We start from the raw sequence: 26152 nt of genomic DNA, 5'->3' as shown, positions 1-26152 counted from the left end.
CACCGGCGTGGGCAGCGTCGCGGTGGTCAGCGCGATCACCGCGGCCGACGATCCGCGCGCGGCCGTGGCCGCGCTCGACGCCTGTTTTCCGCGCTGATCGAAAGCGGGGCGCGATCGCCGCCGGGCGGCGCGCCGCTGTTCCGGCGATTGTTGCGATTGCCGCGACGCAGCGTTGCGGTTCGCGCCCGGCCGCCACGCCGGAATTCGCGCCCGGCGCGGCTTTCTGCCGCTGGGCCTGACGCGGCGGGCGGCGCGCGGTTACATCGAGTAACGATTACCCAGACGCGGAAATTGCCGCGCTGCACACCTTGCAGGCATCAATCCAATGCAGGCCCTATAATTCGGCGTTCTGTGTAACAGGATTGACAGCTCCGTGAGCGCCTCTTCCGAGTCCCTGCTAGAACTTCGCGACGTCGATTTCGGCTACGGCGATCGGCTCGTGCTGTCGAATCTGAACCTGCGCTTCGGGCGCGGCCAAGTGGTCGCGGTGATGGGCGGGTCCGGGTGCGGCAAGACGACCGTGCTGCGCCTGATCGGCGGCCTGGTGCGCGCGCGTCGCGGCCAGGTGCTGTTCGACGGCGCCGATCTCGGCGCGCAATCGCGTGACGGCCTCTACGCGTTGCGCCGCAAGATGGGCATGCTGTTCCAGTTCGGTGCGCTGTTCACCGACATGTCCGTGTTCGACAACGTCGCGTTCGCGCTGCGCGAACATACCGATCTGCCCGAACCGCTGATCCGCGATCTGGTGCTGATGAAGCTCAACGCCGTCGGCCTGCGCGGCGCGCGCGACCTGATGCCGTCCGAGGTGTCGGGCGGCATGGCGCGCCGCATCGCGCTGGCCCGCGCGATCGCGCTCGATCCGCAACTGATCATGTACGACGAGCCGTTCGCCGGCCTCGATCCGATCTCGCTCGGCATCACCGCGAACCTGATCCGCACGCTGAACGAGGCGCTCGGCGCCACCTCGATCCTGGTCACGCACGACGTGCCGGAATCGTTCGCGATCGCCGATTACGTCTACTTCCTCGGCAACGGCGGCGTGCTGGCCGAAGGCACGCCCGACCAGTTGCGGGCCTCGACCGAGCCGAGCGTGCGCCAGTTCATCGACGGCGTGCCCGACGGCCCGTTCCGGTTTCACTACACGAGTCCGCCGCTCGACGCGGATTTCGGTCTTGGCGGAGGGCGCCGATGATCAGCGCGATCGGTCGTTACGTGATTGACGGTTTCGAGCGCACGGGCTACGCCTCGCGGCTGTTCGTGCGCCTCGTGTTCGAATGCTTCGCCCTGCTGCGCCGGCCGCGGCTCGTCACGAAACAGATCCATTTCCTCGGCAATTATTCGTTCGTGATCATTGCCGTGTCGGGGCTGTTCGTCGGCTTCGTGCTGGGCCTGCAGGGCTACTACACGCTGAACCGCTACGGCGCGGAGCAATCGCTGGGCCTGCTGGTGGCGCTGTCGCTGGTGCGCGAGCTCGGGCCGGTGGTGACCGCGCTGCTGTTCGCGGGCCGCGCCGGCACCTCGCTGACGGCCGAAATCGGCCTGATGAAGGCCGGCGAGCAGCTCACGGCGCTCGAGATGATGGCGATCGACCCGATCAAGACGGTGATCGCGCCGCGCATGTGGGCCGGCATCATCACGATGCCGCTGCTGTCGGCGATCTTCTGCGCGGTGGGCGTGATCGGCGGCTACGTGGTGGGCGTGATCCTGATCGGCGTCGATCCGGGAGCGTTCTGGTCGCAGATGCAGGGCGGCGTGGACGTCTGGTCCGACGTCGGCAACGGCGTGCTCAAGAGCGTGGTGTTCGGCTTCGCCGTCACCTTCGTGGCGCTCTACCAGGGTTACGAAGCGAAGCCGACGCCGGAAGGCGTGTCGCGCGCGACCACCCGAACCGTCGTGTACGCGTCGCTCGCGGTACTCGGCCTCGATTTCCTGCTGACTGCGCTGATGTTCAGCTGAGTCGGCCATTTCAGAGATGACGATGAAAAAGACTGCTCTCGACTTCTGGGTCGGCCTGTTCGTGGTGGTGGGCTTCCTGGCCCTGCTGTTCCTCGCGCTGAAGGTCGGCAACATGAGTTCGCTGTCGTTCCAGCAGACCTACCCGGTCAAGATGAAGTTCGACAATATCGGCGGCCTGAAGCCGCGCGCCGCGGTCAAGAGCGCGGGCGTGGTGGTCGGCCGGGTCGAGTCGATCGGCTTCGACACCAATACCTATCAGGCGCTGGTGACGGTCGAGCTCGACAAGCAATATCCGTTTCCGAAGGACACGTCGGCGAAGATCCTGACCTCCGGCCTGCTCGGCGAGCAGTATCTCGGCCTCGAGCCGGGCGGCGACACCGAAATGTTGAAGGCGGGCGATACGATCACGATGACGCAATCGGCGATCGTGCTGGAAAATCTGATCGGGCAATTCCTGTACAGCAAGGCGGCGGATGCGGGCGGCGCGAAGCCGTCGGCAGCCGCCGCGGGCTCGGGGGCGGGCGCGCAATAGCCGGCGCCATCATCCCCACGACGAAACAAGACAAAAGAGAAGAGGGAACTCAACCATGCAAACCATGCGCCTCAGGAACGCGGCACTGGCCGCCGCGGCTGTCGCCGCGATGAGCGGTTGCGCCACCGTCCAGACGCCCACCAAGGGCGATCCGATGGAAGGCTTCAACCGCACGATGTACAAGTTCAACGACACGGTCGACACCTATGCGCTGAAGCCGGCCGCGAAGGGCTACCAGTGGGTGGTGCCGGGGCCGGTCCGCGAAAGCGTGACGAATTTCTTCTCGAACATCGGCGACGTGTACGTGGCCGCCAACAACCTCGTGCAGTTGCGCATCACCGACGGCGTGAGCGACATCATGCGCGTGGTGATCAACACGGTGTTCGGTGTCGGCGGCCTGTTCGACGTGGCCACCGTCGCGAAGCTGCCGAAGCACTACAGCGATTTCGGCGTCACGCTGGGCCACTACGGCGTGCCGGCCGGCCCGTACGTCGTGCTGCCGCTGCTCGGGCCGAGCACGGTGCGCGACACGGCGGGCCTCGCCGTCGACTACGCCGGCAACCCGCTGACCTACGTGCACCCCGATTCACTGAGCTGGGGCCTGTTCGGCGTGAACCTGCTGAACACGCGCGCCAACCTGCTCGGCGCGGGCGACGTGCTCGACGCGGCCGCGATCGACAAGTATTCGTTCGTGCGCAACGCGTACCTGCAACGCCGTCAGTCGCTGATCTCCGCCTCGGGCGGCCCCGGCGGCCGGCAGGCCGCGGCGGTGCCCGACTACAGCAGCGATGCGCTGCCGAAGTACGACGTGCCGGACGACGGCGCCGCGGCGCCGGCTTCGGGCGCCTCGGCCGCTGCCGCGGTACCCGCATCGGGCGCTTCGGATGCCGCCGAGGCGGCACAGCCGAATCCGGCCAGCGCCACCCACGTGCCGGCCCAGAACGTGGTGCCGCCGTCGCCGAACGGCTTGCACTGGCCGAGCCTGCGCCTCCACTGATCTGCCCCCGGTTCGTTACAGCCGGAAACGTTTGTGACGGCGGCGGATGCAACTTGCAGCCCGTTGCCGGTTCAAAATGACGCACCGCTTACTTCGCAGGACACGCTCATGAAAAAACTGTTTCTGATCCCCGTCGCCGCCGCCTTCCTTTCGTTCGGCAGCGCGGCCTACGCCCAGGTCGACCAGTCGAATCCGCAGGCGCTCATCAAGACCGCGACCGAGCAAGTGCTCAACGAGGTTCGCACGGAATCGATCAAGCCCAGCGATATCGGCAAGATCACCGACATCGTCAATCGCGACATCCTGCCGTACGTCGATTTCCGCCGCACCACGCAGATCGTGATGGGCCGCAGCTGGCGCACCGCCACGCCGCAGCAGCAGGAACAGGTGATCGAGCAGTTCAAGATGCTGCTGATCCGTACCTACGCCGGCGCGATCGCGCAGTTGAAGGCCGATCAGCAGATCCAGTACCCGCCGTTCCGCGCCGATCCGGGTGCGAACGACGTGGTGGTCCGCACGCTGGCTCAGACCAACGGCCAGCCGGCGCAGATCGATTACCGTCTGTACAAGTCGGCGCAAGGCTGGCGTGTCTATGACCTAAACGTGCTCGGCGCCTGGCTGATCCAGACGTACCAGCAGCAGTTCAGCGAGAAGATCCAGCAAAGCGGCGTCGACGGGCTGATCCAGTTCCTGACGCAGCGCAATCAGCAACTGGCCGGCGGCAAGTAATCGTGAGCCAGTTCGCCACCGGCGCCACGCTGACCCACGCGAGCGCGAAGGCCGCGCTCGACGACGGGCTCGGCCGGATCGCCTCCGGCGCCACCGCGGTCGACTGCGCGGCCCTCGCGCAGTTCGACTCGGCCGCGCTGGCGGTTCTGCTTGCCTGGCAGCGCGCCGCCGAGGCGCGCGGGGCAAACCTCGACATTCTCAATCTGCCGCCGAAGCTCGCCAGCCTCGCGCGCGCCTACGGCATCGACGCCCTTCTGACCGGGCGACATTGACGCTCTTCCGAGCGACGCCCCCGCCGCAGCGATGCGCGCGAGGGCGCCGGTTCGCTGCGGGTTCGCCGCCCCGAACCGCCCTGCCGGTTTGCCCTATAATCAACCATTTTGCGGGGCATCCAATCGGCCCCCATTTTTTCCCCATCCGTTTTCACGACCAGAATCAGGCGTCGCGGCGCCCGTTCGCCGCGCTCAGTCATGTCAGCCATAGAAATCCGCAACGTCAAGAAGCGCTACCAGTCGCTTCAGGCGCTCAAGGGCGTCAGCCTGTCCGTCGAGGAGGGCGAATTCTTCGGCCTGCTCGGCCCGAACGGCGCAGGCAAGACCACGCTCATCAGCATCCTGGCCGGGCTCGCCCGCGCCGATGAAGGCAGCATCTCGGTACGCGGCCACGATGTCGTGACCGATTTCCGCGGGGCGCGCCGCGCACTCGGCGTGGTGCCGCAGGAGCTGGTGTTCGATCCGTTCTTCTCCGTGCGCGAAACGCTGCGCATCCAGTCCGGCTATTTCGGCCTGCGCCGCAACGACGACTGGATCGACGAGGTGATGGCCAACCTCGATCTGACCGAGAAGGCCGACACCAACATGCGCGCGCTGTCGGGCGGCATGAAGCGCCGCGTGCTGGTCGCGCAGGCGCTGGTGCACCGCCCACCGGTGATCGTGCTCGACGAGCCGACCGCCGGCGTCGACGTCGAGCTGCGCCAGACGCTCTGGAAGTTCATCTCGCGCCTGAACCGCGAAGGTCACACGATCGTGCTGACCACCCACTACCTCGAGGAAGCCGAATCGCTGTGCGACCGCATCGCCATGCTGCGGCGCGGCGAGGTGGTGGCGCTCGAACGCACCGATGCGCTGCTGCGCCGCTTCGCCGGCCTGCAGCTCTACCTGCGGCTGTCGCAGGGCGAGCTGCCGGCCGAGCTGCGCGCGCTCGCGAGCGAACCGGCGCCGGCCGGCGCGCACGAGCATCTGCTGCGGCTCACCAACTACGACGAGGTCGAACGGATCCTGTCGGCCTGCCGCGCGGCCGGCTGCGCGTTCGAGGAGATCGAGGTGCGCAAGGCCGACCTCGAGGACGTGTTCGTCCAGGTGATGAACGGAGCGAATGTGGTCGAGGGGTTGGCATGAGCGGGTTTCGCACGCTGTTCTACAAGGAAATGCTGCGGTTCTGGAAGGTGTCGTTCCAGACCGTGCTCGCGCCGGTCGTGACGGCGCTGCTGTATCTGACGATCTTCGGCCATGCGCTGTCGGGCCGCGTCAACGTCTATCCGGGCGTCGAGTACGTGAGCTTCCTGGTGCCCGGCCTGGTGATGATGAGCGTGCTGCAGAACGCGTTCGCGAACAGCTCGTCGTCGCTGATCCAGTCGAAGATCACCGGCAACCTGGTGTTCATGCTGCTGCCGCCGCTGTCCTATGCCGACATCTTCGGCGCCTACGTGCTGGCCGCCGTGGTGCGCGGCCTGGCGGTGGGCCTCGGCGTGTTCGTGGTGACGATCTGGTTCGTGCCGGTGGGCTTCGCCTCGCCGCTGTTCATCGTGCTGTTCGCGCTGTTCGGTTCGGCGATTCTCGGCACGCTCGGCCTGATCGCCGGCATCGTCGCCGAGAAGTTCGATCAACTAGCCGCGTTTCAGAACTTCCTGATCATGCCGCTGACGTTCCTGTCCGGCGTGTTCTACTCCACGCACTCGCTGCCGCCCATGTGGCGCGAGATCTCGCGTCTCAATCCGTTTTTCTACATGATCGACGGCTTCCGCTACGGGTTTTTCGGCATCGCCGACATCAACCCGTTCGAAAGCCTCGCGATTGTGGCCGGCTTCTTCGTGCTGCTCGCGCTGATCGCGATGCGGCTCCTCGCGTCCGGCTACAAGCTGCGCCACTGATACCGACTGGAGCTTTTTTCATGTTGCCGACTCCCGAACAGGTCAAGCAATACATCGCGGGCGGTCTCGTCTGCTCGCATCTGGAAGTCGAAGGCGACGGCCAGCATTTCTTCGCGACCATCGTGTCGGCGGAATTCGACGGCAAGCGACTGATTCAGCGTCACCAGCTCGTCTACGCGGCGCTCGGCGACCGCATGAAGCAGGAAATCCACGCGCTCAGCATGAAGACGCTGACGCCCGCCGAATGGCAGAACGCATAAAGAACGGACGAACTTCGTGCAAGTTTCAGTAAACGAACGCGACGCGGTCAGACACGTCGCGACCGCAAGCCCGGCCGTTGCCCGGAGCGGGCACGCGCACGGCGAACAGCTCGTGATGACCGGCGGCCGGCGGCTCGTCGGCGAAATCCAGGTATCGGGCGCCAAGAACGCCGCGCTGCCGATCCTCTGCGCGAGCCTGCTCAGCGCCGAGCCGCTGGTGCTCGACAACGTGCCGGATCTGCAGGACGTGCGCACCATGCTCGCGCTGCTGGCCGGCATGGGCGTGACGAGCGAGGTGGACGGCGCGCGCGTGGTGCTCGACGCCGCCAACGTGACCGAGCCGGTCGCGCCGTACGAGCTGGTCAAGACCATGCGCGCCTCGATCCTCGTGCTCGGCCCGCTGCTCGCGCGCTTCGGCTACACCAAGGTGTCGCTGCCGGGCGGCTGCGCGATCGGCGCGCGGCCCGTCGACCAGCACATCAAGGGCCTGCAGGCGATGGGCGCCGAGATCACCATCGAACACGGCTATATCGAAGCCCGCGCGACGCGCCTGAAGGGCGCGCGCATCGTCACCGACATGATCACCGTGACGGGCACCGAGAACCTGCTGATGGCCGCAACCTTGGCCGACGGCGAAACCGTCATCGAGAACGCCGCGCGCGAGCCCGAAGTGACCGATCTCGCCAACCTGCTGGTGGCGATGGGCGCCAGGATCGACGGCATCGGCACCGATTGCCTGACGATCCAGGGCGTCGAGCGGCTGCACGGTGCGAGCCATTCGGTGGTGCCCGACCGCATCGAGGCCGGCACGTTTCTGTGCGCGGTGGCGGCGGCCGGCGGCGACGTCACGCTGCGCGGCATGCGCGCGCATCTGCTCGACGCGGTGCTCGGCAAGCTGCGCGACACGGGCGCCGTGCTCGACGAGCGCGCCGACACGCTGCGCGTGACGATGGACCGCCGCCCGACGGCGGTCGCGATCCGCACCTCGGAATACCCGGCGTTCCCGACCGACATGCAGGCGCAGTTCATGACGCTGAACGCGGTCGCCTCGGGCACCGCGCACGTGGTCGAAACCATCTTCGAGAACCGCTTCATGCACGTGCAGGAGCTGAACCGGCTCGGCGCGGACATCGTGGTGGACGGCAACACCGCGCTCGTGACCGGCGTGCCGCGCCTGTCCGGCGCGAACGTGATGGCCACCGATCTGCGCGCCTCCGCGAGCCTCGTGATCGCCGGCCTGTGCGCCGACGGCGAGACCGTGATCGACCGCATTTACCACCTCGATCGCGGCTATGATCGAATGGAAACCAAGCTGAACGCAGTAGGCGCCGACGTGCGCCGTCTCACCGGGAGTCCCGCATGAACGCACCGCTGACCCTCGCGCTGTCGAAAGGGCGCATCTTCGAGGAAACCGTGCCGCTGCTGGCGGCCGCGGGCATCGAAGTGACCGAGGATCCGGAATCGTCGCGCAAGCTGATTCTGCCGACCAACGATCCGAACGTGCGCGTGATCATCGTGCGCGCCACCGACGTGCCCACCTATGTCGAATACGGCGCGGCCGATTTCGGCGTGGCGGGCAAGGACGTGCTGATCGAGCACGGCGGCGGCGGGCTCTACCAGCCGATCGATCTGAACATCGCGCGCTGCCGCATGTCGGTGGCGGTGCAGGCCGGCTTCGACTACGCCAACGCGGTGCGCCAGGGCGCGCGGCTGCGCGTGGCGACCAAGTACACCCAGGTGGCGCGCGAGCACTTCGCCGCCAAGGGCGTGCACGTCGACCTGATCAAGCTGTACGGTTCGATGGAGCTGGCGCCGCTGGTCGGCCTGGCCGACGCGATCGTCGACCTGGTCAGCTCGGGCGGCACGCTGCGCGCCAACAATCTGGTCGAGGTCGAGGAAATCATGCCGATTTCGTCGCGCCTCGTCGTGAATCAGGCCGCGCTCAAACTGAAGCGCGCCGCGCTGAAGCCGATTCTCGACGCGTTCGAACGCGCGTCGAAGCAGGTCGCGGCCTGACGCGTTCAGGCCCTCGGCGCATTACCGGAACGGAAAGCATCATGTCCATCAAGATTCGCAAGCTCGATTCCAGCAACGACGGCTTCCAGGCCGACCTGCGCGCGGTGCTCGCCTTCGAGGCGGGCGAGGACGAGGCGATCGAACGCTCGGTCGCCGGCATCCTGGCCGACGTGAAGGCGCGCGGCGACGCCGCCGTGCTCGATTACACGAACCGCTTCGATCGTCTGAATGCCACCAGCGTGGCCGCGCTCGAACTGCGCCAAGACATGCTGGAAGCGGCGCTCGAAGGGCTCGAACCGAAGCGCCGCGCGGCGCTCGAGGCCGCCGCCGCGCGCGTGCGCGCCTATCACGAGAAGCAGAAGATCGAGTGCGGCAGCCACAGCTGGCAGTACACCGAATCGGACGGCACGGTGCTCGGCCAGAAGGTGCTGCCGCTCGACCGCGTCGGCCTGTACGTGCCGGGCGGCAAGGCCGCCTATCCGTCGTCGGTGCTGATGAACGCGATTCCGGCGCGGGTGGCCGGAGTGGGCGAGATCGTGATGGTGGTGCCGACGCCGGACGGCGTCGTCAACGATCTGGTGCTGGCCGCGGCGTACTTGGGCGGCGTCGATCGCGTGTTCACGATCGGCGGCGCGCAGGCCGTGGCCGCGATGGCCTACGGCACCGCCACGGTGCCGGCCGTCGACAAGATCTGCGGCCCGGGCAACGCCTACGTGGCGTCGGCCAAGCGCCGCGTGTTCGGCACGGTCGGCATCGACATGATCGCCGGCCCGTCCGAAATCCTCGTGATCTGCGACGGCACCACCGATCCGCACTGGGTTGCGATGGATCTGTTCTCGCAGGCCGAGCACGACGAACTCGCGCAGTCGATCCTGCTGTGTCCGGACGCCGGCTTCATCGAGCGCGTCGAGAAGGCGATCGCCGAGTTGCTGCCGACCATGCCGCGCGAAGCCGTGATCCGCGCCTCGCTGGAAGGCCGCGGCGCGCTGGTCAAGGTGCGCGACATGGCGGAAGCCTGCCGTATCGCCAACGACATCGCGCCCGAACACCTCGAAATCTCGGCGCTCGAACCGCAGCAATGGGGCAAGCATATCCGCCACGCCGGCGCGATCTTTCTCGGCCGCTACACGAGCGAAAGCCTCGGCGATTACTGCGCGGGCCCGAATCACGTGCTGCCGACCTCGCGCACGGCGCGTTTCTCGTCGCCGCTCGGCGTCTACGATTTCATCAAGCGCTCGAGCCTGATCGAAGTCAGCGCCGACGGCGCGCAGACGCTCGGCGAGATCGCCTCGGAACTCGCCTACGGCGAAGGCCTGCAGGCGCACGCCCGCGCCGCCGAATACCGGATGCGCAACCACGGCAATCACTGACGCCATCCGGGTGTCACGCCGGCCGGCGCGCTGTTGGCGCCGCGGCCGGTGATTCGGCGCCCGGATGTTGGCGGCGCGCGGCCGGCGAACGATCCGCCGCCCGCCCCGCCAGCCATACCCGCCGCATCGGCAACACGTTCGGAACGCGCGCCGATTCCCGCGCGGCCTCAGGCAGACAGGGCGGCGCGCTGCACGCCGCGCACATCATGACGACGCCACAAGACATCATTCGCCCCGACGTGCTCGCGATGACGAGCTATCCGGTGCCGGACGCCACCGGCTTCGTGAAGCTCGACGCGATGGAGAACCCGTACACGCTGCCCGCGCCGCTGGCGGCCGGGCTCGGCGAGCATCTGGCGCAGGTCGCGCTGAACCGCTATCCGGCCCCGCGCCCGGCCGCGCTGCTCGACAAGCTGCGCGCGGCGATGGCCGTGCCGGACGGCTGCGACCTGATGCTCGGCAACGGCTCCGACGAACTCATCGACATTCTCTGCGTGGCCTGCGCGAAGCCGGGCGCCTCGGTGCTGATGCCGGTGCCGGGCTTCGTGATGGTCGAGCAGTACGCGCGCTTCGCCGGGCTCGATTTCGTCGGCGTGCCGCTGCGCGAGGATATGTCCCTCGATGTCGACGCGATGCTCGCGGCGATCGCCGAACATCGTCCCGCGCTGATCCATCTCGCCTTTCCGAACAACCCCACCGGCACGCTGTTCGACGATGCCGACATCGAGCGGATCGTCGCCGCCGCCACCGGCAGCCTGGTCGTGATCGACGAGGCCTATCAGCCGTTCGCCGGCCGCAGCTGGCTCGCGCGCGTGCCGGAATTCGGCAACGTGGTGGTCATGCGCACGCTGTCGAAGCTCGGCCTGGCCGGCGTCCGGCTCGGCTATCTGGCCGGCGCGCCCGCCTGGCTGGCCGAATTCGACAAGGTGCGCCCGCCGTACAACGTCAACGTGCTGACCCAGGCGGCCGTCGATTACCTGCTCGACCGCCTCGACGTGCTCGACGCCCAGGCCGCCGAATTGCGCGCCGCGCGCGAGCAATTGATGGCGGCGGTGGCCGCGCTGCCGGGCGCGACCGTGTTCCCGAGCGCCGGCAATTTCGTGCTGGTGCGGGTGCCCGACGCGGCGGCGTTGTTCGATACGCTGCTGACCGAGCGGGTGCTGATTAAAAACGTGAGTAAAATGCACCCGTTGCTCGCCAATTGCGTACGGCTGACGGTCGGTTCTCCTGACGAGAACCGCGCGCTGCTCGCGGCGATGCGGCAGGTGCTGAGCTGAGCGGACCGCCCGCCGCCCGCACCTTCCCGCCCCCTTTACCTCAGTCATTTCAAGGAATCACCATGCGTGTGGCGGAAGTCGTTCGCGATACGAGCGAAACGCAGATCCGTGCGAAGATCAATCTCGACGGCACGGGCCAGCAGAAGCTGGCCACCGGCGTGCCGTTCCTCGACCATATGCTCGACCAGATCGCGCGCCATGGTCTCATCGATCTCGACATCGAAGCGCACGGCGACACGCATATCGACGACCACCACACGGTGGAAGACGTCGGCATCACGCTCGGCCAGGCGATCGCCAAGGCCGTCGGCGACAAGAAGGGCATTCGCCGCTACGGCCATTCGTACGTGCCGCTCGACGAGGCGCTGTCGCGCGTCGTGATCGACTTCTCGGGTCGCCCGGGCCTCGAATTCCACGTGCCGTTCACGCGTGCGCGCATCGGCACGTTCGACGTCGACCTGTCGATCGAATTCTTCCGCGGTTTCGTGAACCACGCCGGCGTCACGCTCCATATCGACAACCTGCGCGGCATCAACGCCCACCATCAGCTCGAAACGGTGTTCAAGGCGTTCGGCCGCGCGCTGCGGATGGCCACCGAGCTCGACGAGCGCGCGGCCGGCCAGATTCCGTCGACCAAGGGCAGCCTCTGACCGACCACCCGCCCGGCGCGCGGCGGCGCGGCTGAAACCAGGCCGCCCCGCGCGCCGGCACTCCGCCGACGAAGCCGCACGACCCGCCCATGGATCTGCTCAAGTCGTTCATCTCGCTGCTCGCGCTGATCAATCCGCTCGGCGCGGTGCCGTTCTTCCTGAGCCTGACGGCGTCGCAAACCGACGACGAGCGGCGCCGGACGGTACGCGTGGCGGCGGTGTCGGTGTTCTGCGTGATCGTGGTGACCACGCTGCTCGGGCAGCAGATCATCCGCTTCTTCGGGATCTCGGTCGGCTCGCTCGAGGTGGGCGGCGGCATCATCATGCTGCTGATGGCGATCAACATGCTGAACGCGCAGATGGGCAACGCGCGCTCCACGCCCGAGGAGCGCGACGAGGCGGAATCGAAGAACAGCATCGCCGTGGTGCCGCTCGCGATTCCGCTGCTGACCGGCCCCGGCTCGATCAGCACGGTGATCGTCTATTCGGCCAACGCCGCGCACTGGTACGAGCGGCTCGGGCTGATCGCGATCGGCGCGGTGATCGCGGGCCTCTGTTTCGTCGCGATGCGGCTCGCCGAGCCGATCGCGAACTGGATCGGCCGCACCGGCATTAACATTGCGACGCGGCTGATGGGATTGATGCTGTCGGCGCTGGCGGTGGAATTCATCGTCGACGGACTGAAGGCGTTACTGCCTGCACTGAAATGAAAACTTCGATTGCGATTGTGGATTATGGGATGGGCAACCTGCGTTCGGTGGCCCAGGCGCTGATGAAGGCCGAGCCGCTGGCCGAGGTGGCGATCGTCGATCGCCCCGAGCAGATCCGCGCGGCCGACCGCGTGGTGCTGCCGGGCCAGGGCGCGATGCCCGACTGCATGCGCTGCCTCGGCGAATCGGGCCTGCAGGAGGCCGTGATCGAGGCTTCGCGCAGCAAGCCGCTGCTGGGCGTGTGCGTCGGCGAGCAGATGCTGTTCGACTGGAGCGCCGAGGGCGACACGCCGGGCCTCGGCCTGCTGCCGGGCAAGGTGCTGCGCTTCGATCTGGCCGGCCAGCTGCAGGACGACGGCTCGCGCTACAAGGTCCCGCAGATGGGCTGGAACCGCGTGCGCCAGACGCTCGCGCATCCGCTCTGGGACGGCGTGCCCGACGAGGCGTTCTTCTACTTCGTGCACAGCTACTACGTGGTGCCGGCCGACCGCGCGCACGCGGCCGGCGAGACGCCTTACGGCGAGCCGTTCGTGTCGGCGGTGGCGCGCGACAATATCTTCGCGACCCAATTTCACCCGGAGAAGAGCGCCGAGGTGGGCCTGCGCCTGTACCGCAATTTCGTGCACTGGAAGCCGTGAACGTCGCGCCGATGCCACGCCGGCAGGGCCTCGAAAGCCCGTCGCGCGGGGCGTTGGCGTCAAAACACTGAAAGACTTGTACTAAACTAGCAAACGTCGCCGTCCGGCCAGGCCCGCGCACGGCGCGTCAACCCTCCATTTTTTCAGACGACTCCCGATAGCTATGCTGCTGATTCCGGCCATCGATCTTAAAGACGGTCAGTGTGTGCGCCTCAAACAGGGCGATATGGACCAAGCGACGATTTTCTCCGAGGACCCCGCGGCGATGGCCCGCAAATGGGTGGATCTCGGTGCAAGACGTCTCCATCTCGTCGACCTGAACGGCGCCTTCGCGGGCAAGCCGAAGAACCTCGAGGCGATCGAGGCGATCCTCGCCGAAGTCGGCGACGAGATCCCCGTCCAACTGGGCGGCGGCATCCGCAGCCTCGAGACGATCGAGAAGTATCTCGACGCCGGCCTGTCCTACGTGATCATCGGCACCGCCGCCGTGAAGGATCCGGGCTTCCTGCAGGACGCCTGCACGGCGTTCGCCGGCAGCATCATCGTCGGCCTCGACGCGAAGGACGGCAAGGTGGCCACCGATGGCTGGAGCAAGCTGACTGGCCACGAAGTGATTGACCTGGCGCAGAAGTTCGAGGATTACGGTGTCGAATCGATCATCTACACCGATATTGGCCGCGACGGCATGCTCCAGGGCATCAACATCGAGGCTACAGTGAAGCTCGCACAGGCCGTGGGCATTCCGGTGATCGCCAGCGGCGGCCTGTCGAACCTGAACGACATCGAGCAGCTCTGCGAAGTGGAAGGCGAGGGCATCGAAGGCGTGATCTGCGGCCGCGCGATCTACTCCGGCGATCTCGATTTCTCGGTGGCGCAAAAGCGCGCCGACGAACTGAACGGCGAACTCGACGACGCCTGACCGCGAGCGCCGGCGGCGCGCCGCCGGCCGCCGCGCAGCGTCCTCGCCCGAGCCGCCCGCCTGCGCGGGCGGCCTTACCAGCGGCAACGTGCACCATCATGGCTCTAGCTAAACGCATCATCCCCTGTCTCGACGTCACCGCCGGGCGCGTCGTGAAGGGCGTCAATTTCGTCGAACTGCGCGACGCGGGCGATCCCGTCGAAATCGCGCGGCGCTACGACGATCAAGGCGCGGACGAACTGACGTTCCTCGACATCACCGCCACCTCCGACCAGCGCGACCTGATCCTGCCGATCATCGAAGCGGTGGCCTCGCAGGTGTTCATTCCGCTGACGGTCGGCGGCGGCGTGCGCGCCGTCGAGGACGTGCGGCGCCTGCTGAACGCCGGCGCTGACAAGGTCAGCATGAACTCGTCGGCCGTGGCCAATCCGCAGCTCGTTGCCGACGCGGCGAACAAGTACGGCTCGCAGTGCATCGTGGTCGCGATCGACGCCAAGCGCGTGTCGGCCGACGGCGAAGCGCCGCGCTGGGAAGTGTTCACGCACGGCGGCCGCAAGGCCACCGGCCTCGACGCGATCGAATGGGCGCGCAAGATGGCCGAGCTCGGCGCGGGCGAGATCCTGCTGACCAGCATGGATCGCGACGGCACCAAATCCGGCTTCGACCTGGCGCTCACGCGCGGCGTGTCCGACGCCGTGCCGGTGCCGGTGATCGCCTCGGGCGGCGTGGGCGGCCTCCAGCATCTGGCCGACGGCATCGTCGAAGGCCACGCCGACGCGGTGCTCGCGGCGAGCATCTTCCATTACGGCGAACACACGGTCGGCGAAGCCAAGCGCTTCATGGCCGATCGCGGCATTCCGGTAAGACTGTCATGACGAACACGCAAGCGGCGGCATTGCCCGCCTGGCTCGACAAGGTCCGCTGGGACGACAACGGCCTCGTGCCGGTGATCGCCCAGGAAGTGGGCAGCAACGACGTGATGATGTTCGCGTGGATGAACCGCGAGGCGCTCGCGAAAACGGTCGAGACCGGCCGCGCGGTGTACTACTCGCGCTCGCGCAAGCGTCTGTGGTTCAAGGGCGAGGAATCGGGGCACGTGCAGCACGTGCACGAAGTGCGCCTCGATTGCGACGAGGACGTCGTGCTGCTGAAGATCGACCAGGTGTCGGGCATTGCCTGCCACACCGGCCGTCATTCCTGCTTCTTCCAGAAATTCGAAGGCACGGTGGAAGCCGGCGACTGGGTCGCCGTCGAGCCGGTGCTGAAAGATCCCGAGCACATCTACAAATGACGCAAACCACCAACGACACGCTGCTGCGCCTCGCGGCCGTGATCGATAGCCGCAAGGGCGGCGATCCCGAGCAATCCTACGTGTCGCGTCTGTTCCACAAGGGCGACGACGCGGTGCTCAAGAAGATCGGCGAGGAAGCCACCGAAGTGGTGCTGGCCGCCAAGGACGTGCGTCAGGGCGGCGCGCCCACGGCGCTGGTGGGCGAAGTGGCCGATCTCTGGTTTCACTGCCTCGTGGCGCTGTCGCATTTCGACCTGAGCCCGGCCGATGTGCTGGCCGAGCTGGAGCGCCGCGAAGGCTTGTCCGGCCTCGAGGAAAAGGCGCTGCGCAAGCGCCGCGAACGCGAGGAAAACGACGGCGGCTGAGCGGGCGTGCCGCATGCGTCAGTCATGTCATCTGAGAGGGGTAGCATCATGAGCGAACCATCGAGCCAGCCGGGCGGCGTGCCTGTCCCGGCGAACTTTCCGGGCGGTCAGTCCGCTGGAGAACGCGAGCGTTCCCTGAAGACCATGACGCATGTGCTGTACGCTCTGTACGCGCTGCAGGGTTTCACGGGCGGCTTCACGGCGCTGGTGGCGATCATCGTCAACTACGTGAAACGCGAGGACGTGATCGGCACCCATTACCAGGCGCATTTCGAGTGGCAGATCCGCACGTTCTGGCGCTCGTTGATCCTGGCGGCGATCGGGTTCCTGCTGGTGTTCGTCGTGGTCGGTTTTTTCATTCTCGGCGCGACGGGAATCTGGTGCCTGTACCGTATCATCAAGGGCTGGCTGTACCTGTACGACGAGAAGCCGCTCGATCCGAAGGCGTGGTTCTGAGCGCAGTCGGCGGCAGCGGATTTCGGGCCGGATTCGATACCGGGCCGGGCGGCCGCCGGGCGGTCTATCATCGATGGCAGGTGCGGTAACGGCAGCAAATCGCAGTAAAGAAGCAGCAACGCAGTTACACAACAAGAGTCGACGGATCACATCAGCAGATCGGAGTGGCGGCGCATTCTGTGCCGCCGCGCTTCGGGAAAGAGGCCGGCGCCGCCGGCAGTTGACGCCGCCATTGGCGGCGAGGTTGAGGAGAGTTGCATCATGGGCGGATTGAGTATTTGGCACTGGCTGATCGTTTTGCTGATCGTCGTGATGGTGTTCGGCACCAAGAAACTGCGTAACCTGGGCGGTGATCTGGGCGGCGCGGTCAAGGGTTTCAAGGACGGCATGAAGGAAGGCGAACCGTCGGCGGACAGCCAGCAGCTGCCGCGCAACGGCTCGGTCGACGTCGACGCGAAGGAAGCATCGCGCTCGTCCGATTCGCACAAGGCGTAAGCGCCAAGACCTGACGAAACGGCACGATGCTCGATCTCGGGATTTCGAAGATGGCGCTGATCGGCGTCGTCGCGCTGGTGGTGCTCGGCCCCGAACGCCTGCCGCGCGTCGCGCGCACGGCAGGCGCTCTGTTCGGGCGCGCGCAGCGCTATATCAACGAAGTGAAGGCCGAGGTGACGCGCGAGATCGAACTCGATGCGCTGCGCACCATGAAGACCGACTTCGAAAGCGCGGCGCGCAACGTCGAAAACACCATTCACGACAACCTGCGGCAGCACGAGCAGGATCTCAACGAAGCGTGGAGCACGGCCGTATCCGGTGACGCCGGCGCGTCGTCGGAGCCGGTGTCGGTGCCGCCGTCCGGCCCCGATCCGTTCTGGCAGGGTAGCCCGGTCAGCGCCACGTTCACGCCGAAGCGCCGCAACTGGCGCGTCAAGCAAGCGGCCACGCCCGCCTGGTACAAGCGCGCCACCACGCGTCGCACCCACGTGCAGTCCGGCGCCGCGCGCGTCGCGCGCCACCAGCCCGACAGCCTGCGCCGTCCCACGCGTTTCTTCTGATTCAGCACGATGAAGCGCGCCCATCACTCGAACCGAGGGCCGGTGTGAGCGACCCCCAGCACAACCCGGAAGAAGGCCGGGAAGAAACCTTCATTTCCCATCTCGTCGAATTGCGCACCCGGCTCGTCCGGGCGGGCGCCGCCGTGCTCGTGGTGTTCGTGGGGCTGGTGTATTGGGCGCCCGACATCTTCCGGCTGCTGGCACGGCCGCTGATGCAGAACCTGCCGGCCGACGGCAAGATGATCGTCACCGATGTCACCGGCTCGTTCTTCGTGCCGATGAAGGTCACGATGCTCGTCGCGCTGGTGATCGCGCTGCCGGTGGTGCTCTACCAGATCTGGGCCTTCGTGGCGCCGGGGCTGTACCAGCACGAGAAGCGGCTCGTCATGCCGCTCGTCAGCAGCAGCTATTTCCTGTTCCTGTGCGGCATGGCGTTCGCGTATTTCGTGGTGTTCCCGACGATCTTCCGCGTGATGGCGCACTACAACGCGCCGCTCGGCGCGGAAATGACCACCGACATCGATAATTACGTGAGTTTCGTGCTTGGCATGTTCCTCGCGTTCGGCGTGACGTTCGAGGTGCCGGTGGTGGTCGTGTTGCTGGTGCGCATGGGCGTGCTGTCGATCAAGAAGCTCAAGGAGATCCGGCCTTACGTGATCGTCGGCGCGTTCGTGGTGTCGGCCGTGGTGACGCCGCCGGACGTGTTCTCGCAACTGATGCTGGCGCTGCCGCTGATCGTGCTCTACGAAGTCGGCCTGATCGCGGCGCGGATCTTCATCGGCGACAAGCCGGTTGCGAAGGACGAGGAATCGGAAGCGGCGGGTTGAACCGATAAACGGGTTCGGCAATAAAAAAGCAGCCTCGCGGGGCTGCTTTTTTTCATTCCTCGTCGTCGTTGTTCTGATCGCCGGAGGCCTGCTTCGGCGGTGGCGGGCGCTTGCCGATCACCACCGTCAGATCGAAGCTGCGCGCCTTGCGCACCACGCCCACCTTGGTTGGCGTGCCCGGCTTGATCTGCGCGACCGTGTTGAGCAGCTTGGTGGTGTCGGTGATCGGTTCGTCGTTGACGGTGGTCAGGATGTCGCCGGGTTTGATGCCGGCCTTGTCGGCCGGGCCGCCCTGCAGCACGCCGGCCACGATCGCGCCCGATTTCTGCGCGAGGCCGAACGAATCGGCGATCTCGGGCGTGAGATCCTGCGGCTCGACGCCGATCCAGCCGCGCGTGACCGCGCCCGTCGTGATGATGCTTTCGAGCACCGTGCGCGCCGTCGACACCGGAATCGCGAAGCCGATGCCGAGCGAGCCGCCCGAGCGCGAGTAGATCGCCGTGTTGATGCCGAGCAGGTTGCCGCTCACGTCCACCAGCGCGCCGCCCGAATTGCCGGGGTTGATCGGCGCGTCGGTCTGGATGAAGTTCTCGAACGTGTTGATGCCGAGGTGATTGCGCCCCAGCGCGCTGATGATCCCCATCGTGACCGTCTGGCCGACCCCGAACGGGTTGCCGATCGCGAGCACCACGTCGCCGACGCGCGCCTTGTCCGAGCGGCCGAGCGTGATGGTGGGCAGGTTGGTCAGATTGATCTTGAGGACGGCGAGATCGGTTTCGGGATCGTTGCCGATCACCTTGGCCGTCGAGGTGCGGCCGTCGGCCAGCGCGACTTCGATCTGATCGGCGCCATCGACGACATGCTGGTTAGTTAGAATGTAACCTTCCGGGCTCACGATAACGCCGGAGCCCAGGTTCGATGCCGGTTCCTCGCGTTGGCGGCGCGGGTTGCGATCGCCGAAGAAATACCGGAACAGCGGATCCTTGGCGCGCGGGTCGGGCGGCAGCGAGCCATCCTTGCTCGAAAACACGTTGACCACGGCAGGCATGGCCTTTTGCGCCGCATCGGCATACGAGGCTTGCGCGGGCGCGCCGCCCACGCCCGGCGCCACCTCGCGCAGGGCTACGATCGGCGCGGCGAGCTGCTTGCCGAGTTGCCCCTGGCGCTGCAACCACTGAGGCTTGAGGGTCGCGACGATGAACATCAGCGCGAGCAGTACCGTCACAGCCTGTGCGAAGAACAGCCAGAAGCGTCTAAGCATTTGAAGAGATTAGGGGAAATATATGGACCGGATCGAACTCGAATTGTACTTGAACAATACCTTGGACATTACGCGGTTCAAGGACTACTGCCCGAACGGCCTGCAGGTCGAAGGGCGCCGCCGCATCGAGCGGATCGCCACCGGCGTGACCGCCTCGGTGGCCCTGCTCGAACGCGCGCTCGAATGGGGCGCCGACGCCGTGCTCGTGCATCACGGCTATTTCTGGCGCAACGAAGCGCCGCAGGTCACGGGCCGCAAGTACCAGCGCCTGAAGCTGCTGCTCGCCAACGATCTGAACCTGTTCGCGTTCCACCTGCCGCTCGACGCGCATCCCGAGTTCGGCAACAACGCGCAGCTCGGCGCGCGCCTCGGCCTGATCGCCGACACGCGCTTCGGGGATCACGATCTCGGCTGGCTGGCCTCGCTGCCGATGGATGTCTCGCTCGAACACTTCGCGGCCAAGGTCGAGCAGACGCTCGGCCGCGCGCCGCTCGTGCTCGGTGACATGGATCAGCGGCTGCGCCGGGTGGCCTGGTGCACCGGCGGCGCGCAGAGCTACTTCGACGCGGCCATCGACGCCGGCGCCGACGTGTTCCTGACCGGCGAAGCGTCCGAATTCGTCACGCATGCGGCCGCGGAAAGCGGCGTGGCCTTCGTTGCGGCGGGGCATCATGCCACCGAGCGTTATGGCATCCAGGCGCTCGGCCGCCATCTGTCGGAACACTTCGGCCTCGAGCACACGTTCATCGACGTGCCGAACCCGGTCTGAGACCGCGAAATTGCGGCGGCGCATCGTCGCTTCGTTATGAAGCATCCGCTTAACAACTGATTGGAAAACCGTGCTCGGCGATGGGTGAAAACCCTTGCCGATCAATGACTTCTGCGCTATTTCGGGTTTCAGGCCTTGAAAATCCCGACGCCGAACGCGCACACTATCGGCGATATGCGAAGTCGTGACGGTGAATCCAACTCAGAAGTGGGGCGTGAGATGCGAGATAAAGAAGAGAAACGCGTCGACAGCGGCCGCCGTACCTGGCTGATTGCGACCTCCGTGGCGAGCGGAGTCGGCGGCGTCGCCACGATCATCCCATTCGCGGCTTCGCTCGCGCCGTCCACCAAGGCCAAGGCCGCCGGTGCGCCGGTCGAGGTCGACATCGCCAGCCTGAACCCGGGCGATCTCGTCACCGTGGCGTGGCGCGGCAAGCCGGTCTGGATCCTGAACCGCACGGATGCCATGCTGGCCGACGTCAAGAAGGCCGATCCCGAGCTGGCCGATCCGCAAAGTAAATCCACGTACTCGATGCCGCTGCCCGAGTACTGCGCGAACGAATACCGCTCGCGCGCCGACCGCAAGCACATCCTCGTCGTGATGGCCGTGTGCACGCACCTCGGCTGCACGCCCACCTCGCGCTTCACCCCGGGCCCGCAACCGAACCTGCCCGACGATTGGCCGGGCGGCTTCCTCTGCCCCTGTCACGGCTCGACCTACGATCTTGCCGGGCGCGTCTTCAAGAACAAGCCCGCGCCGCAGAACCTCGATATTCCGCCTTACATGTTCACCTCGGCCAATACGGTCGTGATCGGCAAGGACGAGAAAGGAGAAGCGTGATGGCGACCGACAATAAAAATGTCTCCACGACAGGGTTCATCGGCTGGATCGACGCGCGCTTCCCGTTCACCTCGACGCTGCGCAAGCACGTGACCGAGTACTACGCGCCGAAGAACTTCAACTTCTGGTACTTCTTCGGCTCGCTCGCGCTGCTGGTGCTCGTCAACCAGATCGTCACCGGCATCTTCCTCACGATGAACTACAAGCCCGATGCGACGCTCGCGTTCGCCTCGGTCGAGTACATCATGCGCGAGGTGCCGTGGGGCTGGCTGATCCGCTACATGCATTCGACGGGCGCCTCGATGTTCTTCGTGGTCGTCTACCTGCACATGTTCCGCGGGCTGCTGTACGGCTCGTACCGCAAGCCGCGCGAGCTGGTGTGGATCTTCGGCTGCGCGATCTTCCTGTGCCTGATGGCCGAGGCGTTCTTCGGCTACCTGCTGCCGTGGGGGCAGATGTCGTTCTGGGGCGCGCAGGTGATCGTCAATCTGTTCTCGGCGATCCCGTTCATCGGCCCCGATCTGTCGTTGTGGATTCGCGGCGATTACGTGGTGTCCGACGTCACGCTGAACCGCTTCTTCGCGTTCCACGTGATCGCGATCCCGCTGGTGCTGGTGGGGCTGGTGGTCGCGCATCTGGTGGCGCTGCACGAGGTCGGCTCGAACAACCCCGACGGCGTCGAGATCAAGAATCACAAGGACGAGCGCGGGATTCCGCTCGACGGCATTCCGTTCCATCCCTATTACTCGGTGCACGATTTCTTCGGCGTGTGCGTGTTTCTGATGATCTTCGCGCTGATCGTGTTCTTCGCGCCGGAGATGGGCGGCTACTTCCTCGAAGCCAACAACTTCGTGCCGGCCAACCCGCTGCAGACGCCGCCCGAGATCGCCCCGGTGTGGTATTTCACGGCGTTCTACGCGATGCTGCGCGCCACGACCGACCCGTTCAAGATCGTGCTGATGGTGGTGATCGCGCTGCTCGGTGTGACGGCGCTGCTGCGCGCGCGCGGCAAATGGCGGCTCGGGCTGCCGGTGCTGGCCGCCGCCGTGGTGGTGTTCATGGCGCTGACCGAATCGAAGTTCTGGGGCGTGGTGGTGATGGGCACGGCGGTGGTGTCGCTGTTCTTCCTGCCCTGGCTCGACCGCAGCCCGGTCAAGTCGATCCGCTATCGGCCGACGTTCCACAAGGTGTTTCTCGGCATTTTCGTCCTGGCGTTCCTGACGCTCGGGTTCCTCGGCACGCAGCCGCCGTCGCCGGCGCGCACGCTGATCGCGCAGGGCTGCGCGCTGATCTATTTCGCGTTCTTCCTCGGCATGCCGCTCTGGACCCCGCTCGGCCGCTTCAAACAGCCGCCCGAGCGCGTCACTTTCCGGCCCCATTAACGCGAGCGAGGAGAACACCATGATCAGGATGATGTGGAAGACCTTGCTGCTGATCGGCGCCGCGTGGCTGGTGCTGGGCGGCGTGCCGGCGCGGGCCGACGAGGCCAATATTCCGCTCGACCGGGCGCCCGATAACGCGGAAAATCTCGTTGCCCTGCAGCATGGCGCGCAATTGTTTGTAAACTACTGCCTGAATTGCCATAGCGCGAACCTGATGCGCTACAACCGTCTGACGGATCTGGGCATTTCCCAGAAGGAGATCGAGGCGAATCTCCTGTTCACGACGGACAAGGTCGGCAATACGATGGGCGTCGCGATGCGTCCCGACGATGCCAAGCGCTGGTTCGGCGTGACGCCGCCCGATCTCTCGGTCGAGGCGCGGGCGCGGGGCCGCGACTGGCTCTACACGTATCTGCGCAGCTTCTACCGCGACGACACGCGGCCGACCGGCTGGAACAACGCGGTGTTCGAGAACGTCAGCATGCCTCACGTGCTTTGGCAGTTGCAGGGCCAGCGCACGCCGAAATACGAGGAAACGACCGACATGGAGAGCGGCGAGAAGGTTCGCAAGCTCGTCGGTTACACGCAGGTCACGCAGGGAACGCTCTCGTCGGTGGATTATGATGCTGCCGTGGCCGACCTCGTCGCGTACCTGGGATGGATGGCCGAACCCGAACAGCAAACCCGCAAGCGCGTCGGCGTCTGGGTGCTGCTGTTCCTCGGGATCCTGACCTTTTTCGCGTGGCGGCTTAACGCCGCGTATTGGAAAGATATCAAGTAAACACGCCAAGACCGGCGTGGGGCTGGCGCAATGAGGAACCTGTCGGCAGGTTTCGGGGCGCGCCGGCCCTCGGCTTTTTTGAGGAAACGCTAATTATGATGGTTCTGTATTCGGGCACGACGTGTCCTTTTTCCCAGCGCTGCCGGCTGGTGCTGTTTGAAAAGGGCATGGACTTCGAGATTCGCGATGTGGACTTGTTCAACAAGCCCGAAGACATCGCCGTGATGAATCCGTACGGTCAGGTGCCGATTCTCGTCGAACGCGATCTGATCCTGTACGAGTCGAACATCATCAACGAGTACATCGACGAGCGCTTCCCGCACCCGCAACTGATGCCGGCCGATCCGGTGCAGCGCGCGCGCGCGCGCCTGTTCCTGCTGAACTTCGAGAAGGAGCTGTTCGTTCACGTCAGCACGCTCGAAAACGAGAAGGGCAAGGCCGCCGAGAAGAATCACGAGAAGGCGCGCCTGGCGATCCGCGATCGCCTGACGCAGCTCGCGCCGATCTTCGTCAAGAACAAGTACATGCTGGGCGAGGAGTTCTCGATGCTCGACGTCGCGATCGCGCCGCTGCTGTGGCGTCTGGATCACTACGGCATCGAGCTGTCGAAGAACGCCGCGCCGCTGATGAAGTACGCCGAGCGGATCTTCAGCCGCCCGGCCTATATCGAAGCGCTGACCCCGTCGGAAAAGGTGATGCGCCGTTAATAACGGCTGACGGCCAGCGGCCATCGGCATGCGGGCGGCAGTGCCGCCGCGCGCATGCCTTGTACGAGGACTGTGATGCAAGAGACTTCCACGAAACCGTATCTGCTGCGCGCGCTGTACGAGTGGTGCACGGACAACGGTTATACGCCGCACATCGCGGTGCGCGTCGACAACTCGACGCGCGTGCCGCGGCAGTATGTGCGCGACGGCGAGATCGTGTTGAACATCAGCTTCGAGGCGACGACCGCGCTGCAGATGGGCAACGAATGGATCGAATTCACCGCGCGATTCTCGGGCAAGGCGCACAAGCTCGAGGTGCCGGTTGCCAACGTGCTCGCGATCTATGCGCGCGAGAACGGGCAGGGCATGGCGTTCCAGGTGGACGCGACGGCCGACGAGCCGGGCGAAACCACCGAAGTGGAGCAGGACGAAGCCGACGAGGCAGCACCGGCTCCGGCGGCGCCGGCCATCGCCGAGGTGGCGCGCCATGCGGATTCGGACGAGCCGTCGGAAGGCGCGGACGTGCCTGCGTCCTCGCCGGACGACGAGGGCGGCGCAGCAGGAAAGAGCAACCGACCCCGCCTCAAGATCGTGAAATGAGGTAGAATCTGCGGCTACGCCGGCTTAGCTCATCTGGTAGAGCAGTTGATTTGTAATCATCAGGTGGCGGGTTCGAGTCCTGCAGCCGGCACCAGTTCAGAAGTGAAAAGCGGCCTCCAGCAATGGAGGCCGCTTTTTTTATTCGCCGTTTTCAATCGCGAATAACGCATGCCGGAATAGCGAAGCAATAACGAAGCGCCAACCGTTTCGAATCCCGCCGCATTATCGGAATACGCGTCCAAACGCGTCCCCATCCCCCGCTCGCCACCGCCCCGCAACCCCGCCCGCCGTCATTCCCCCTTCACCGTTCTGCCCGACAATCGGTCTACAAACCGATTGGAAAACCGAAAGCCTGGCCTTGACGGCAGCCTTTCAGGCATTTATCGTCCGCATTCCACCGCCGCGAGAGAGCGCGCGCGGAAGTCGCGGAATTCGATTATCCGCACGAGGTCATGCCGCCGAAATCGGGCGGCCATGAAGCACGACACGGGAAACGGGGAACCAGAAAATGAAGCCGCTGTTCGAAGACAAGCCGTCCGCCACCGTCAGCCCGAGCCTTACCCCGTCAGCGTCCCCAGCCACTGCGATCGCACCTGCGCCGGCCCAGGCCATCGTGCCCGCGCAGCCGGCCGCGCCGCTCGTCGATCTCGACCGCCTGATGTCGATCGAGGAAATCGATCAGCTCGGCGCCGCGCAGGGCACGCGCATCGCCGGGTTCTCGCAGCAGATCCTCGCCAGCGTGCGCGCCTCCGATGCCGATCAATTCGGCGACAAGCTCAACGAACTGATCGCCACCGCCAAGGGGCTCGACCCGCGCAGCATGGACAAGGGCGGCCTGCTGTCGAAGGTCTCGCATCTGTTTCGGTCGACGAAGGAAAAGCTGTTCGCGCAGTACGAATCGGTCAGCAAGCGCATGGACACGCTGACGTCGGAACTCGAACGCCACGCGCAGCAGCAGAAGGCCGGCATCGACGGCCTCGAGCACATGTACAACGACAACTACGCGCTGCACCAGGAGCTCGCGCAGGCCAGGGCGCACGGCGCGGCCGCGCTCGACGCGCTGCGCGCGCACCTCGCGGCCGGCCAGCAGCAGGCGGAAGACGCGTTCGGCGCGCAGCGTCTGCTCGACGTGAAGCGCAAGGTCGACGCGCTCGAAGTGAAGCTCGACGATCTCGACCGCGCGATGCTGATGTCGAAGCAGCTCGCGCCGCAGATCCGCATGGAGCAGGATCAGAAGCGTTCGCTCACCTCCAAGTTCGCCACCATCAAGACGGTGCTGATCCCGGCCTGGACCAACGCGTTCGCGCTGTACCTCGAACAACTGAGCACCAAGCGCGCGGCCGAGCTGGCGAACGCCACCTACGACGCCGCCGACGAGGCGATCCGCGCGCAGGCGGATCTCAACCGCCAGAACGCGCAGGAAGTCGCGAAGCTGTCGCAGCGTCCGGTGATCTCCACCGATACCTTCGAATACGCGCAGCAGCAGCTGTTCGGCGCATTCGACGACGTCACCAAGATCATCGCCGAGGGCAAGCGCCAGCGCGAACAGGATGCACCGCGCCTGCGCCAGCTCGAACAGGATCTGATCACCCGTTTCGCTCCGAAGCACAACTGA

32 protein-coding genes and 1 tRNA gene are annotated in these 26152 nt (G+C 66.0%); 32 read left to right on the top strand and 1 reads right to left on the bottom strand.

Annotated elements, in window-relative coordinates:
* The first annotated feature begins 373 nt into the window (after window positions 1-373).
* From G3N92_RS04490 to tatC, 24 genes are all read left to right on the top strand, one after another.
* Window positions 374-1192: an ABC transporter ATP-binding protein gene (locus G3N92_RS04490; RefSeq protein WP_206126250.1), complete on the top strand. Its 819-nt coding sequence runs from the start codon at window positions 374-376 to the stop codon at window positions 1190-1192.
* Window positions 1189-1956: a lipid asymmetry maintenance ABC transporter permease subunit MlaE gene (gene mlaE, locus G3N92_RS04485; RefSeq protein ID WP_206126249.1), complete on the top strand. Its 768-nt coding sequence runs from the start codon at window positions 1189-1191 to the stop codon at window positions 1954-1956. Before G3N92_RS04490 ends, mlaE begins: the two co-directional genes overlap by 4 nt.
* 16 nt (window positions 1957-1972) lie before the next feature.
* Entirely contained in the window at window positions 1973-2488 is a 516-nt protein-coding gene (mlaD, locus tag G3N92_RS04480) for an outer membrane lipid asymmetry maintenance protein MlaD (RefSeq protein ID WP_206126248.1), read from the top strand.
* A 55-nt stretch (window positions 2489-2543) separates the two neighbouring features.
* On the top strand, window positions 2544-3485 hold the full coding sequence (locus G3N92_RS04475; RefSeq protein WP_206126247.1) for a VacJ family lipoprotein: 942 nt from the start codon (window positions 2544-2546) through the stop codon (window positions 3483-3485).
* 108 nt (window positions 3486-3593) lie between these two features.
* On the top strand, window positions 3594-4214 hold the full coding sequence (locus tag G3N92_RS04470; RefSeq protein ID WP_206126246.1) for an ABC transporter substrate-binding protein: 621 nt from the start codon (window positions 3594-3596) through the stop codon (window positions 4212-4214).
* A 2-nt stretch (window positions 4215-4216) separates the two neighbouring features.
* Complete coding sequence (locus G3N92_RS04465) at window positions 4217-4486, top strand: STAS domain-containing protein (RefSeq protein WP_206126245.1); 270 nt, start codon at window positions 4217-4219, stop codon at window positions 4484-4486.
* 198 nt (window positions 4487-4684) lie between these two features.
* A complete protein-coding gene (locus G3N92_RS04460) occupies window positions 4685-5611 on the top strand; it encodes an ABC transporter ATP-binding protein (protein ID WP_206126244.1) in 927 nt (308 codons plus the stop codon).
* Entirely contained in the window at window positions 5608-6363 is a 756-nt protein-coding gene (locus G3N92_RS04455) for an ABC transporter permease (protein ID WP_206126243.1), read from the top strand. The genes G3N92_RS04460 and G3N92_RS04455 overlap by 4 nt, the downstream gene beginning before the upstream one ends.
* Before the next feature lie 20 nt (window positions 6364-6383).
* Complete coding sequence (locus tag G3N92_RS04450; RefSeq protein WP_206126242.1) at window positions 6384-6623, top strand: BolA family protein; 240 nt, start codon at window positions 6384-6386, stop codon at window positions 6621-6623.
* Between the two features lie 16 nt (window positions 6624-6639).
* Entirely contained in the window at window positions 6640-7986 is a 1347-nt protein-coding gene (gene murA / locus G3N92_RS04445; RefSeq protein ID WP_206126241.1) for a UDP-N-acetylglucosamine 1-carboxyvinyltransferase, read from the top strand.
* The gene (gene hisG, locus G3N92_RS04440; protein ID WP_206126240.1) at window positions 7983-8639 is read left to right on the top strand and encodes an ATP phosphoribosyltransferase; all 657 of its coding nucleotides are present in this window, start codon (window positions 7983-7985) and stop codon (window positions 8637-8639) included. The genes murA and hisG overlap by 4 nt, the downstream gene beginning before the upstream one ends.
* Before the next feature lie 41 nt (window positions 8640-8680).
* Window positions 8681-10009, top strand: coding sequence for a histidinol dehydrogenase (hisD, locus tag G3N92_RS04435; RefSeq protein ID WP_206126239.1), 1329 nt, complete (start codon window positions 8681-8683; stop codon window positions 10007-10009).
* A 206-nt stretch (window positions 10010-10215) separates the two neighbouring features.
* Window positions 10216-11286, top strand: coding sequence for a histidinol-phosphate transaminase (gene hisC, locus G3N92_RS04430; RefSeq protein WP_206126238.1), 1071 nt, complete (start codon window positions 10216-10218; stop codon window positions 11284-11286).
* 62 nt (window positions 11287-11348) lie between these two features.
* Window positions 11349-11936 carry an imidazoleglycerol-phosphate dehydratase HisB gene (gene hisB / locus G3N92_RS04425; protein ID WP_206126237.1) on the top strand — a complete coding sequence of 196 codons (588 nt, stop codon included), beginning with the start codon at window positions 11349-11351 and terminating at the stop codon, window positions 11934-11936.
* An 89-nt stretch (window positions 11937-12025) separates the two neighbouring features.
* The gene (locus G3N92_RS04420; RefSeq protein WP_206126236.1) at window positions 12026-12646 is read left to right on the top strand and encodes a MarC family protein; all 621 of its coding nucleotides are present in this window, start codon (window positions 12026-12028) and stop codon (window positions 12644-12646) included.
* Complete coding sequence (gene hisH, locus G3N92_RS04415; RefSeq protein WP_206126235.1) at window positions 12643-13284, top strand: imidazole glycerol phosphate synthase subunit HisH; 642 nt, start codon at window positions 12643-12645, stop codon at window positions 13282-13284. The genes G3N92_RS04420 and hisH overlap by 4 nt, the downstream gene beginning before the upstream one ends.
* Window positions 13285-13447: 163 nt before the next feature.
* Window positions 13448-14203, top strand: a complete 756-nt coding sequence (gene hisA, locus G3N92_RS04410) for a 1-(5-phosphoribosyl)-5-[(5-phosphoribosylamino)methylideneamino]imidazole-4-carboxamide isomerase (RefSeq protein ID WP_206126234.1) — start codon at window positions 13448-13450, stop codon at window positions 14201-14203.
* A 98-nt stretch (window positions 14204-14301) separates the two neighbouring features.
* A complete protein-coding gene (hisF, locus tag G3N92_RS04405; protein WP_206126233.1) occupies window positions 14302-15078 on the top strand; it encodes an imidazole glycerol phosphate synthase subunit HisF in 777 nt (258 codons plus the stop codon).
* Window positions 15075-15494, top strand: a complete 420-nt coding sequence (gene hisI / locus G3N92_RS04400) for a phosphoribosyl-AMP cyclohydrolase (RefSeq protein ID WP_206126232.1) — start codon at window positions 15075-15077, stop codon at window positions 15492-15494. The genes hisF and hisI overlap by 4 nt, the downstream gene beginning before the upstream one ends.
* On the top strand, window positions 15491-15859 hold the full coding sequence (locus tag G3N92_RS04395) for a phosphoribosyl-ATP diphosphatase (protein WP_206126231.1): 369 nt from the start codon (window positions 15491-15493) through the stop codon (window positions 15857-15859). The genes hisI and G3N92_RS04395 overlap by 4 nt, the downstream gene beginning before the upstream one ends.
* Window positions 15860-15907: 48 nt before the next feature.
* Window positions 15908-16315 carry a hypothetical protein gene (locus tag G3N92_RS04390; protein WP_206126230.1) on the top strand — a complete coding sequence of 136 codons (408 nt, stop codon included), beginning with the start codon at window positions 15908-15910 and terminating at the stop codon, window positions 16313-16315.
* Between the two features lie 261 nt (window positions 16316-16576).
* Complete coding sequence (gene tatA, locus G3N92_RS04385; protein WP_206126229.1) at window positions 16577-16810, top strand: Sec-independent protein translocase subunit TatA; 234 nt, start codon at window positions 16577-16579, stop codon at window positions 16808-16810.
* 26 nt (window positions 16811-16836) lie between these two features.
* The gene (gene tatB / locus G3N92_RS04380) at window positions 16837-17370 is read left to right on the top strand and encodes a Sec-independent protein translocase protein TatB (RefSeq protein ID WP_206126228.1); all 534 of its coding nucleotides are present in this window, start codon (window positions 16837-16839) and stop codon (window positions 17368-17370) included.
* Between the two features lie 44 nt (window positions 17371-17414).
* Window positions 17415-18197 (top strand): twin-arginine translocase subunit TatC, encoded by a 783-nt coding sequence (gene tatC / locus G3N92_RS04375; protein WP_206126227.1) that lies wholly within the window; start codon window positions 17415-17417, stop codon window positions 18195-18197.
* Between the two features lie 52 nt (window positions 18198-18249).
* Here the strand turns inward: tatC and G3N92_RS04370 are convergent, their stop codons facing one another.
* A complete protein-coding gene (locus G3N92_RS04370; protein WP_206126226.1) occupies window positions 18250-19458 on the bottom strand; it encodes a Do family serine endopeptidase in 1209 nt (402 codons plus the stop codon).
* A gap of 22 nt (window positions 19459-19480) precedes the next feature.
* On the opposite strand from G3N92_RS04370, the gene G3N92_RS04365 reads away from it, so the two are divergent.
* The 8 genes from G3N92_RS04365 to G3N92_RS04330 all read left to right on the top strand — a co-directional run bounded on the left by G3N92_RS04365 (window position 19481) and on the right by G3N92_RS04330 (window position 26152).
* Window positions 19481-20227 (top strand): Nif3-like dinuclear metal center hexameric protein, encoded by a 747-nt coding sequence (locus G3N92_RS04365; RefSeq protein ID WP_206126225.1) that lies wholly within the window; start codon window positions 19481-19483, stop codon window positions 20225-20227.
* A gap of 219 nt (window positions 20228-20446) precedes the next feature.
* Window positions 20447-21067, top strand: coding sequence for a ubiquinol-cytochrome c reductase iron-sulfur subunit (gene petA / locus G3N92_RS04360; RefSeq protein ID WP_206126224.1), 621 nt, complete (start codon window positions 20447-20449; stop codon window positions 21065-21067).
* Complete coding sequence (locus tag G3N92_RS04355) at window positions 21067-22449, top strand: cytochrome bc complex cytochrome b subunit (RefSeq protein WP_206126223.1); 1383 nt, start codon at window positions 21067-21069, stop codon at window positions 22447-22449. Before petA ends, G3N92_RS04355 begins: the two co-directional genes overlap by 1 nt.
* A gap of 19 nt (window positions 22450-22468) precedes the next feature.
* Window positions 22469-23230 (top strand): cytochrome c1, encoded by a 762-nt coding sequence (locus G3N92_RS04350; protein WP_241014579.1) that lies wholly within the window; start codon window positions 22469-22471, stop codon window positions 23228-23230.
* Between the two features lie 95 nt (window positions 23231-23325).
* The gene (locus G3N92_RS04345) at window positions 23326-23937 is read left to right on the top strand and encodes a glutathione S-transferase N-terminal domain-containing protein (protein ID WP_012734444.1); all 612 of its coding nucleotides are present in this window, start codon (window positions 23326-23328) and stop codon (window positions 23935-23937) included.
* A gap of 75 nt (window positions 23938-24012) precedes the next feature.
* Entirely contained in the window at window positions 24013-24537 is a 525-nt protein-coding gene (locus tag G3N92_RS04340) for a ClpXP protease specificity-enhancing factor (RefSeq protein WP_206126222.1), read from the top strand.
* Window positions 24538-24555: 18 nt separating this feature from the next.
* Window positions 24556-24631, top strand: a tRNA-Thr gene (locus G3N92_RS04335).
* A 414-nt stretch (window positions 24632-25045) separates the two neighbouring features.
* Window positions 25046-26152, top strand: coding sequence for a toxic anion resistance protein (locus G3N92_RS04330; RefSeq protein ID WP_206126221.1), 1107 nt, complete (start codon window positions 25046-25048; stop codon window positions 26150-26152).

It is taken from the genome of Burkholderia sp. Ac-20379 (genome assembly GCF_017104645.1).
GTDB lineage: Bacteria > Pseudomonadota > Gammaproteobacteria > Burkholderiales > Burkholderiaceae > Burkholderia.
The sequence above is the reverse complement of the archived record's forward strand: the minus strand, read 5'-3'. Positions and strand labels throughout refer to the sequence as shown.

Coding starts and splice junctions, on each gene's coding strand:
- hisH (WP_206126235.1), top strand. CDS start 12,643: ATGAAAACTTCGATTGCGATTGTGGATTATGGGATGGGCAACCTGCGT.
- G3N92_RS04390 (WP_206126230.1), top strand. CDS start 15,908: ATGAGCGAACCATCGAGCCAGCCGGGCGGCGTGCCTGTCCCGGCGAAC.
- G3N92_RS04460 (WP_206126244.1), top strand. CDS start 4,685: ATGTCAGCCATAGAAATCCGCAACGTCAAGAAGCGCTACCAGTCGCTT.
- G3N92_RS04370 (WP_206126226.1), bottom strand. CDS start 19,458: ATGCTTAGACGCTTCTGGCTGTTCTTCGCACAGGCTGTGACGGTACTG.
- G3N92_RS04350 (WP_241014579.1), top strand. CDS start 22,469: ATGATCAGGATGATGTGGAAGACCTTGCTGCTGATCGGCGCCGCGTGG.
- hisC (WP_206126238.1), top strand. CDS start 10,216: ATGACGACGCCACAAGACATCATTCGCCCCGACGTGCTCGCGATGACG.
- G3N92_RS04345 (WP_012734444.1), top strand. CDS start 23,326: ATGATGGTTCTGTATTCGGGCACGACGTGTCCTTTTTCCCAGCGCTGC.
- mlaE (WP_206126249.1), top strand. CDS start 1,189: ATGATCAGCGCGATCGGTCGTTACGTGATTGACGGTTTCGAGCGCACG.
- tatA (WP_206126229.1), top strand. CDS start 16,577: ATGGGCGGATTGAGTATTTGGCACTGGCTGATCGTTTTGCTGATCGTC.
- G3N92_RS04450 (WP_206126242.1), top strand. CDS start 6,384: ATGTTGCCGACTCCCGAACAGGTCAAGCAATACATCGCGGGCGGTCTC.
- hisA (WP_206126234.1), top strand. CDS start 13,448: ATGCTGCTGATTCCGGCCATCGATCTTAAAGACGGTCAGTGTGTGCGC.
- G3N92_RS04330 (WP_206126221.1), top strand. CDS start 25,046: ATGAAGCCGCTGTTCGAAGACAAGCCGTCCGCCACCGTCAGCCCGAGC.
- G3N92_RS04365 (WP_206126225.1), top strand. CDS start 19,481: ATGGACCGGATCGAACTCGAATTGTACTTGAACAATACCTTGGACATT.
- mlaD (WP_206126248.1), top strand. CDS start 1,973: ATGACGATGAAAAAGACTGCTCTCGACTTCTGGGTCGGCCTGTTCGTG.
- petA (WP_206126224.1), top strand. CDS start 20,447: ATGCGAGATAAAGAAGAGAAACGCGTCGACAGCGGCCGCCGTACCTGG.
- hisD (WP_206126239.1), top strand. CDS start 8,681: ATGTCCATCAAGATTCGCAAGCTCGATTCCAGCAACGACGGCTTCCAG.
- G3N92_RS04395 (WP_206126231.1), top strand. CDS start 15,491: ATGACGCAAACCACCAACGACACGCTGCTGCGCCTCGCGGCCGTGATC.
- G3N92_RS04340 (WP_206126222.1), top strand. CDS start 24,013: ATGCAAGAGACTTCCACGAAACCGTATCTGCTGCGCGCGCTGTACGAG.
- G3N92_RS04355 (WP_206126223.1), top strand. CDS start 21,067: ATGGCGACCGACAATAAAAATGTCTCCACGACAGGGTTCATCGGCTGG.
- hisI (WP_206126232.1), top strand. CDS start 15,075: ATGACGAACACGCAAGCGGCGGCATTGCCCGCCTGGCTCGACAAGGTC.
- G3N92_RS04470 (WP_206126246.1), top strand. CDS start 3,594: ATGAAAAAACTGTTTCTGATCCCCGTCGCCGCCGCCTTCCTTTCGTTC.
- G3N92_RS04455 (WP_206126243.1), top strand. CDS start 5,608: ATGAGCGGGTTTCGCACGCTGTTCTACAAGGAAATGCTGCGGTTCTGG.
- hisF (WP_206126233.1), top strand. CDS start 14,302: ATGGCTCTAGCTAAACGCATCATCCCCTGTCTCGACGTCACCGCCGGG.
- G3N92_RS04475 (WP_206126247.1), top strand. CDS start 2,544: ATGCAAACCATGCGCCTCAGGAACGCGGCACTGGCCGCCGCGGCTGTC.
- G3N92_RS04420 (WP_206126236.1), top strand. CDS start 12,026: ATGGATCTGCTCAAGTCGTTCATCTCGCTGCTCGCGCTGATCAATCCG.
- tatB (WP_206126228.1), top strand. CDS start 16,837: ATGCTCGATCTCGGGATTTCGAAGATGGCGCTGATCGGCGTCGTCGCG.
- hisB (WP_206126237.1), top strand. CDS start 11,349: ATGCGTGTGGCGGAAGTCGTTCGCGATACGAGCGAAACGCAGATCCGT.
- hisG (WP_206126240.1), top strand. CDS start 7,983: ATGAACGCACCGCTGACCCTCGCGCTGTCGAAAGGGCGCATCTTCGAG.